This window comes from Methylobacterium sp. CCH5-D2, assembly GCF_001556475.1.
GTDB classification, from domain to species: domain Bacteria; phylum Pseudomonadota; class Alphaproteobacteria; order Rhizobiales; family Beijerinckiaceae; genus Methylobacterium; species Methylobacterium hispanicum.
In genome coordinates, this window is the sequence record NZ_LSIX01000732.1 from 1 (window position 1) to 7,960 (window position 7,960).

6 protein-coding genes are annotated in these 7,960 nt (G+C 70.0%); 3 read left to right on the top strand and 3 right to left on the bottom strand.

Going from position 1 to position 7,960, the window contains the following annotated elements; genetic code table 11:
* Positions 1 to 104: 104 nt before the first annotated feature.
* The 3 genes from AX737_RS19405 to AX737_RS19415 all read right to left on the bottom strand — a co-directional run bounded on the left by AX737_RS19405 (position 105) and on the right by AX737_RS19415 (position 4,492).
* Positions 105 to 1,925 carry an NADPH-dependent assimilatory sulfite reductase hemoprotein subunit gene (locus AX737_RS19405; RefSeq protein ID WP_066924243.1) on the bottom strand — a complete coding sequence of 607 codons (1,821 nt, stop codon included), beginning with the start codon at positions 1,923 to 1,925 and terminating at the stop codon, positions 105 to 107.
* A gap of 174 nt (positions 1,926 to 2,099) precedes the next feature.
* Positions 2,100 to 3,866 (bottom strand): flavodoxin domain-containing protein, encoded by a 1,767-nt coding sequence (locus tag AX737_RS19410; RefSeq protein WP_066924245.1) that lies wholly within the window; start codon positions 3,864 to 3,866, stop codon positions 2,100 to 2,102.
* Between the two features lie 110 nt (positions 3,867 to 3,976).
* On the bottom strand, positions 3,977 to 4,492 hold the full coding sequence (locus tag AX737_RS19415) for an Lrp/AsnC family transcriptional regulator (protein ID WP_066924247.1): 516 nt from the start codon (positions 4,490 to 4,492) through the stop codon (positions 3,977 to 3,979).
* Between the two features lie 213 nt (positions 4,493 to 4,705).
* Between AX737_RS19415 and AX737_RS19420 the strand changes: the two genes are divergently transcribed.
* From AX737_RS19420 to cysN, 3 genes are read left to right on the top strand one after another with little or no spacing between them, the layout of a single operon-like run.
* On the top strand, positions 4,706 to 5,527 hold the full coding sequence (locus tag AX737_RS19420; RefSeq protein WP_066924249.1) for a phosphoadenylyl-sulfate reductase: 822 nt from the start codon (positions 4,706 to 4,708) through the stop codon (positions 5,525 to 5,527).
* Positions 5,524 to 6,474, top strand: coding sequence for a sulfate adenylyltransferase subunit CysD (cysD, locus tag AX737_RS19425; protein WP_066924251.1), 951 nt, complete (start codon positions 5,524 to 5,526; stop codon positions 6,472 to 6,474). Before AX737_RS19420 ends, cysD begins: the two co-directional genes overlap by 4 nt.
* A complete protein-coding gene (gene cysN, locus AX737_RS19430; protein WP_066924253.1) occupies positions 6,474 to 7,883 on the top strand; it encodes a sulfate adenylyltransferase subunit CysN in 1,410 nt (469 codons plus the stop codon). Before cysD ends, cysN begins: the two co-directional genes overlap by 1 nt.
* Positions 7,884 to 7,960: the final 77 nt, after the last annotated feature.

The following is a 7,960-nucleotide window of genomic DNA, read 5'->3' on the forward strand; positions in this document are numbered from 1 at the left end:
GGCAGCCTCATACCCCTCACCCTGTCCCTCTCCCTATGGGAGAGGGGACCCGCGCTTCGTTCCGAGACGATGCGTTGGACCGAACCCACCAACCGGAAACCGTCTCAGGCGGCGGGCTTCAGCGCGCCCGTCCGGTCATGGAAGTCCGGCCCGTTCGTCGTCTTGGCCACATGGCCGGCGCGGATGACGAAGTCGCCGAAATGCTCGCCCGGCTGCCGGTTCTTCGCGTAGTCGGCGAACAGCGGGTCGAGGATGCCGCGGATCTCCGAGGCCTGGACGTCCTCGCGGTAGAGCTTGCTCAGCCGCGAGCCGTCGAAGGCGGCGCCGAGATAGAGGTGGTAGCGCTCGGGCCCGCGGCCGACGAGGCCGATCTCCGAGATGAAGGGCCGGGCGCAGCCGTTCGGGCAGCCGGTCGAGCGGATCGTGATGTCCTCGTCCGCGAGGCCGTGGCTCGCCAGGCTCTCCTCGAGCTCCGAGACGAGATCCGGCAGGTAGCGCTCGCTCTCGGCGAGCGCCAGGCCGCAGGTCGGCAGCGCCACGCAGGCGAGCGCGTTGCGGCGCAGCGCGCCCGCGCCGTTGGTGAGGCCGTACTCGGCCACCAGCGCGTCGATCTCGGCCTTCTTGGCCGCCGGCACGTTGGCGATGATCACGTTCTGGTTGCCCGTGAGGCGGAAATCGCCCTCGTGCACCTCGGCGATGCGGCGGAAGCCCGACAGGAACTGCGGCCCGCCCTCGACGTCCTTGATCCGGCCGGACGGCACGTAGAGCGTGAGGTGGTGGCGCCCGTCCTCGCCCTCGACCCAGCCGTAGCGGTCGCCGTTGCCCGTGAAGGTGAAGGGCTTCGGGTCGGCGAGCGGCTTGCCGACGCGCTTCTCGACCTCGGCCCGGAAGGCTTTGAGGCCGTAGCGCTCGATCGTGTACTTGAGCCGCGCGTTCTTGCGGTTCTTGCGGTTGCCCCAGTCGCGCTGGACCGTCATCACGGCTTCCGCCGCTTTGAGGGCGTCCGCGGGCTCCACGAAGCACATCACGTCGGCGGTGCGCGGGAAGGTGTCGGTCTCGCCGTGGGTCATGCCCATGCCGCCGCCCACCGTGACGTTCCAGCCGGTGAGCTTGTTCTTCTTGTCGAGGATCGCGATGAAGCCGAGGTCGTGGGCGAAGATGTCGACCTCGTTCGAGGGCGGCACCGCCACCACGGTCTTGAACTTCCGGGGCAGGTAGGTCCGGCCGTAGACCGGCTCGATCTCGGCCGCGTCCTCGCCGCCGACCACGCGCTCGCCGTCGAGCCAGATCTCGCGCCACGCGCTCGTCTTCGGCAGGAGCGAGTCGGAGATGTCCTTGGCGAGCTTCAGGGCCTCCCGGTGCGCGCCGGCCTGGGCCGGGTTCGTGGCCGCCATCACGTTGCGGTTGACGTCGCCGCAGGCCGCGATCGTGTCGAGCAGCGCCGCGTCGATCGCCGCCATCGTGCGCTTGAGGTTCGACTTGATGACGCCGTGGTACTGGAAGGTCTGGCGCGTCGTGGCGCGCAGCGCGTTGCCCGCGTAGGTGCGGGCGATGTCGTCGAGGATCAGCCACTGCTTCGGCGTCACCACGCCGCCCGCGATGCGCAGGCGGATCATGAAGCTGTAGGCCTTGTCGAGCTTCTTCCGGGTGCGCTCGGCCCGGATGTCGCGGTCGTCCTGCAGGTACATCCCGTGGAACTTCACGAGCTGCCCGTCATCCTCCGAGATCGCCCCGGTGGCATGCTTGAGGAGGCCGTCGGCGAGCGTGCCGCGGAGGTACCCGCTGGCGATCTTGATGTGCTCGTTGGCCGAGAGTGCGGCCGCGCGCGCGGCTTCCGCATCGGTGATCGGGCGCTCGGTCGGGGGCGTCTCGTAGGTGCGCTCGGCCGGGGTCTCGGCGGCGTCGCGGGGGCTGTGGTCGTCCATGGAACGAATCCAATATCGTCGAAAGCGTAAATCTCTCCCTCGCCGGGGCCTTGAGCCCGCGGGCGGGGGAGAGCGTGGAGCGTGCTGTTCGGGAGGTTCGCTCCCTGCTCCCGCGGCGGGGGCATCCGCCTCCGCAACAGGATGTACCCGCGCCGGGGGCGGGCGTTCCGGTCTTCAGTAGACGTCCTGCTGGTAGCGGTGACCGCGCTCCAGCGTCGCGACCTGCGCCTCGGCGTCGGCCGGGCTCAGGCCCTTCGTGGTCTCGTAGGCCTTCACCACGGCGGCCCGCACGTCGCGCGCCATGTTCTTGGCATCGCCGCAGACGTAGAGATGCGCGCCCCCGTCGAGCCAGGAGACCAGCTCCGCGGCGTGCTGGGTGATCCGGTCCTGCACGTAGATCTTTTCCGGCTGGTCGCGCGAGAAGGCCACGTCGATCTTGGTCAGCGAACCGTCCTCCAGGGCCTCCTGCCACTCGAGCTGGTAGAGGAAGTCGTGGGTGAACTGGCGGTCTCCGAAGAACAGCCAGGAGCGCCCGGAAGCCTCCGTCGCGCGGCGCTCCTGCACGAAGGCGCGGAAGGGCGCCACGCCCGTACCGGGCCCGACCATGATGATGTCGGTGGCGGGATCCTGCGGCAGGCGGAAATGGCGGTTGGGCTTCAGCCGCACCCGCAGCTTGGCTCCGTCGCGGATGCGGTCGGCCACGTGCACCGAGGTGACGCCGGAGCGGGCGCGCCCGTGGGTCTGGTAGCGCACGGCGGCGATCGTCAGGTGGACCTCGTCGCCGACCTCCTTGCGCGAGGAGGCGATCGAGTAGGCCCGCGGCGGCAGCGGCCGGGTGATGGCGCCGAGGTGCTCGCCCGTAAGCTTGGCCGGGTAGGTCTCGATCAGGTCGATGAGCTGGCGCCCCTCGATCCAGGCGCGGGCCTCGCCGCTGTCGATGAGCTTCTGCGCGTCGGCGTGGCCGGTCGCCTTGACGAAGCGCTCGATCGTGGCGGCCGAGAGCGTGGTGATGTCGCGCTCGGAGAGCAGCGCCTTGCGCAAGGCCTCGTCGCCCTCGAGGCCGGCAGCCTTGAGGATCTCGTCCACGAGTTGCGGATCGTTCTCGGGGTAGATCTCGAGGGAGTCGCCCGGCTCGTAGGCCGGCGCGCCCTCCTCGAAGGCGAGCGCGAGGTGGATCGTCTCCTTGTCGGAACGCGAGGAGTTGAGGTTCACGTGCTCGACCACCTCGACCAGGTAGGGCTCGCGGCTCGGCTCGGCATCCTCGTCCTCGGCCCCGCCCGCGCGGGCGAAATCGACCGCCACCACGTTGTCGGCGGGCGCAGGTGCCAGCGCCTTGAGCGTCGCCTTGATCCAGTCGGCGGCAGGCTTGTCGAAGTCGAGGTCGAGGTCGGCGCGCTCCGCGGCGCGCTTGCCCCCCAGCGCCTCGAACCGAGCGTCGAGCGCCTTGCCGATGGCGCAGAACTCCGCGTAGCTCGTGTCGCCGAGCGCCAGCACCGCGAACTCGACGCCGTCGAGGCGGGGCGCCGCGTCACCCATCAGCTCGCCGTAGGCCCGCACCGCGCGGGCCGGCGGCTCGCCCTCGCCCCAGGTCGCGGCGATCGCCACGATCTTGCCGGCCTTCGGCAGGGTCGCGAGGTCGAGGTCGGCGAAATCCACCACCTTCGGCTTGAAGCCCTGCTTGCGCGCGAGCTTGCCGACGTCGCCCGCGAGCTTCTCCGAGTTCCCCGATTCGCTGGCGAACAGGACGGTCAGCGGCTCGGCGGCCTTCGGGGGGGCGGCCGGCGCCGCGGCGGGCTGGCCGCCCGCGGCGTCGAGGCCGGCGAGGAAGCCCGCGAGCCAGGCGCGCTGGATGGGCGTCGCGGCGCCGAGCACCGCGTCGAGGCTGGCGCGCTCGTTGTCGGCGAAGGGCGCGGTGCGGGGGAGTATGGCTTGGCGTGACATCAGGTGACCATGTCGTCGTACGCGAGGCTTCTGTCAACGGGGAACGTTCTTTTTACAGAACCACGCAGGAAGAGAAGAAGCCGTCTGCTGTTGCGTTGCAGAAGAAAATATTATTCTCCAACCACCGCCAGAGTCGGCGCGGTCCCGGGCAGATGCCGGCCGTGCGTCGGTGGAGCGGGCAGGGGCAGGGCGGTGGTGGACTTCACCTTCTCCATGGCGAAGCGGGAGGTGACGTTCTTGAGCGGCAGGGTCGCGATGAGCTTCTTATAAAAGGTGTCGTAGGCGGCCATGTCGGCGACGACGACCCGCAGCATGTAATCGACGTCGCCGGCCATGCGGTAGAATTCCAGCACCTCCGGCATCGCCGAGACGGTGTCGGCGAAGCGCTCCAGCCAGTCCTTCGAGTGGTCGGCCGTCTCGATGGAGACGAAGACCGTGAGGCCGAGCCCGAGCTTCACAGGATCGAGCACCGCCACGCGCCGGTCGATGACGCCGTCCGCCTCCAGGCGCTGGATGCGCTTCCAGCAGGGCGTCTGCGACAGGCCCACGCGCTCGCCGATCGCGGCGATCGAGAGGGTCGCGTCCGTCTGGAGCAGGGCGAGGATCTTCAGATCGATCGAATCCACGGGACCTCCGGCGTGACGTGCGGGCGGGTGGGACGACGCGGGATTGAGAAGGATCTTCCTTGTGGCGGCAACCGAACCCGTCTCCGGACCGTTGCGCCGCTATCCCCCGCCGCCGGGGCGAATGCGCGCCGCGCAAAGCCGCCCCGCCTTGACTTCGTTCGTTATAGCGAACATCTCAACCCTCACACAACCGCAGTTTTGCGCCGAACACCCATGACCCTGCTCAACCCACAGGCCGCCGACGCCCTCGCGGCCGCCCTGAAGGAGCGCGACCTGCCCGGTCGGATCCACCTGATCGAGGCGGAGGTGCCGGGCCGGCTGGTCTTCACCACGAGCCTCGGCATCGAGGATCAGGTGCTGACCCACGCCATCGCGCTGGCCAAGGGACGGACCGAGATCGTCACCCTCGATACCGGCCGGCTCTACCCGGAGACCTACGACGTCTGGGCCGAGACCGAATCGGCCTACGGCATCCGCATCCGCGCCTACGCGCCCGAGCGCGAGGCCGAGGAGCGCTTCGTGGCCGAGGAGGGCATCAACGGCTTCCGCCACTCGGTCGCCGCCCGGCAGGCCTGCTGCGGCTTCCGCAAGGTCGAGCCGCTCGCCCGCGCCCTGAAGGGCGCTGCCGGCTGGCTCACCGGCCTGCGCGCGGGCCAGTCGGCCAACCGCGCCGCGACCCCGCTCGCCGCCTACGATGCCGAGCGCGACCTCCTGAAGCTCAATCCCCTGGCGGACTGGTCGCGCGAGGACGTCGACCGCTTCGTGCGCGACAACTACGTGCCCTACAACGTGCTGCACGACCGCGGCTTCCCGTCGATCGGCTGCGCGCCCTGCACCCGCGCGATCCGCGTCGGCGAGAGCGAGCGCGCCGGCCGCTGGTGGTGGGAGCAGGAAGAGAAGAAGGAGTGCGGCCTGCATGTCGGCCGGACGGCCGGCTCGCCCGACGCGAACGTCGAGCCCGGCCGCGAAGCCGCCGTGTTCGAACCGCAATCCGCGACCACAGAGACCCAACGCAATCTGGAGATGGCCCGATGAGCGCCGCCCAAGCGGTGAATGCCGCGCCGAGTCGCAACCTCGCCCAAGACCGGCTGACGCATCTGCAGCGCCTGGAGGCCGAGAGCATCCACATCTTCCGGGAGACGGTCGCCGAGACCGAGAACCCGGTGATGCTCTACTCGATCGGCAAGGACTCGTCCGTCCTGCTGCACCTGGCGCTGAAGGCCTTCGCGCCGGGCAAGCTGCCCTTCCCGCTGCTCCACGTCGACACGACCTGGAAGTTCCGCGAGATGATCGCCTTCCGCGACCAGCGCGCGAAGGAACTGGGCCTCGATCTCCTGGTCCACACCAACCCGGACGGGCTCGCCCGCGGCGTCGGGCCGATCAGCCACGGCTCCGAGGTCCACACCGACGTGATGAAGACGCAGGCCCTGCGGCAGGCGCTGGACCAGCACAAGTTCGACGCGGCCTTCGGCGGGGCGCGGCGCGACGAGGAGGCGAGCCGCGCCAAGGAGCGCATCGTCTCCCTGCGCACCGCGCAGCACCGCTGGGACCCGAAGCGCCAGCGCGCCGAGCCCTGGCACCTCTACAACATGCGCAAGAAGCGCGGCGAGAGCTTGCGCGTCTTCCCGCTCTCGAACTGGACCGAGCTCGATATCTGGCTCTACATCGAGCAGGAAAACATTCCGATCGTGCCGCTCTACTTCGCCAAGGAGCGGCCGGTGGTGGAGCGCGACGGCCAGTTGCTGATGGTCGACGACGAGCGCCTGCCGCTCAACCCCGGCGAGACCCCGCAGATGCGCCGGGTCCGCTTCCGCACGCTCGGCTGCTACCCGCTGACCGGCGCGGTCGAGAGCCCGGCCGCGACCTTGCCTGAGATCATCGGCGAGACGCTGGCCGCCCGCACCTCGGAGCGGCAGGGCCGGGTCATCGACAAGGACGGAGCGGGCGCCATGGAGCGCAAGAAGCAGGAGGGCTATTTCTGATGACGATCCACCAGTCACCGGAGGCCTTCGGCTACGAGGCCTTCCTGGCCGCCCACCAGCGCAAGGAAGTGCTGCGCTTCATCGCCTGCGGCTCGGTGGACGACGGCAAGTCGACCCTGATCGGGCGCCTGCTGCACGACACCAAGCAGATCTTCGACGACCAGATCTCGGCCCTGCAGCGCGACTCGCGCAGGCACGGCACGCAGGGGCAGGAGATGGATCTGGCGCTCCTCGTGGACGGCCTGCAGGCCGAGCGCGAGCAGGGCATCACCATCGACGTGGCCTACCGCTTCTTCTCGACCGAGAAGCGCTCCTTCATCGTGGCCGACACCCCCGGCCACGAGCAGTACACCCGCAACATGGCGACCGGCGCCTCGACCGCCGACGTCGCGGTGATCCTGGTCGATGCCCGCCAGGGCCTGACCCGGCAGACGCGCCGCCACGCGCTCCTCGTCTCGATGCTCGGCATCAAGCGCATCGCTCTGGCCATCAACAAGATGGACCTCGTCGGCTGGTCGCAGACGAAGTTCGAGGAGATCCTGGCGGGCTTCACGGACTTCACGAAGAATCTCGGCTTCGCCGAAGTGCGGGCGATCCCGCTCTCGGCCAAGAACGGCGACAACGTCGTGCTGCCGGGCACCGCCGCCACGTGGTACGCGGGCGGCACGCTGCTCTCCTATCTCGAGGACGTGCCGGTGCACGAGGAGGCGCTGGCCGCCCCCTTCCGCATGGCGGTGCAGTGGGTGAACCGGCCGGATTCCGAGTTCCGCGGCTATTCCGGCCGCATCGCGTCGGGCCAGGTGCGTCCGGGCGACAGCGTCACGATCGCGCCGAACGGCCGGACCTCGACGGTCGCCCGCATCTACACGGCGGACGGCGACCTCGCGGTCGCGGGCGAGGATCAGTCGGTGACGCTGGTGCTCGCCGATCAGGTCGACGCGTCCCGCGGCAACGTGATCGCGGCGACCGACCGGCCGATGCAGGTCTCGGACACACTGGATGTCCGCCTGTTCTGGGCCTCCGAGAGCCCGCTGGCGCCGGGCGCGGCGCTGCTCGCCAAGATCGGCACGGTGACGACCAACGCGACCGTGACGGCGATCCGCACCCGCATCGATCCGGAGACGGGCCAGCCGGGTCCCGCCGAGCAGCTCACGGCCAACGACATCGCCGACGTGACGCTGACCCTCGATCGGCCGGTGGCCTTCGACGCCTACGCGGAGAACCGCGAGACCGGTGGCCTCATCCTGATCGACCGCGAGACCACGGACACGGCCGCCCTCGGTCTGGTCCAGGCGCCGCGCAAGGCGGATGGCGGGGCGCGGATCCCGACGACCACGGAGGTGGCGGGCAAGGCGAAGCCGCAGCAGGGCGGCTTCCTGGCGAAGCTGCGCGGGCTGTTCGGAGGCTGACCGGCCGAAGGCCGCGCAGCTCTCCCTCCCCCCTCTGCGGGGGAGGGTGGCCCCTGCGTCAGCAGGGGTCGGGAGAG

What these genes read in the sequence shown, in the direction of transcription:
- AX737_RS19405 (WP_066924243.1), bottom strand. Translation starts at nt 1,925, where the DNA reads ATGGACGACCACAGCCCCCGCGACGCCGCCGAGACCCCGGCCGAGCGC.
- AX737_RS19410 (WP_066924245.1), bottom strand. Translation starts at nt 3,866, where the DNA reads ATGTCACGCCAAGCCATACTCCCCCGCACCGCGCCCTTCGCCGACAAC.
- AX737_RS19420 (WP_066924249.1), top strand. Translation starts at nt 4,706, where the DNA reads ATGACCCTGCTCAACCCACAGGCCGCCGACGCCCTCGCGGCCGCCCTG.
- cysD (WP_066924251.1), top strand. Translation starts at nt 5,524, where the DNA reads ATGAGCGCCGCCCAAGCGGTGAATGCCGCGCCGAGTCGCAACCTCGCC.
- cysN (WP_066924253.1), top strand. Translation starts at nt 6,474, where the DNA reads ATGACGATCCACCAGTCACCGGAGGCCTTCGGCTACGAGGCCTTCCTG.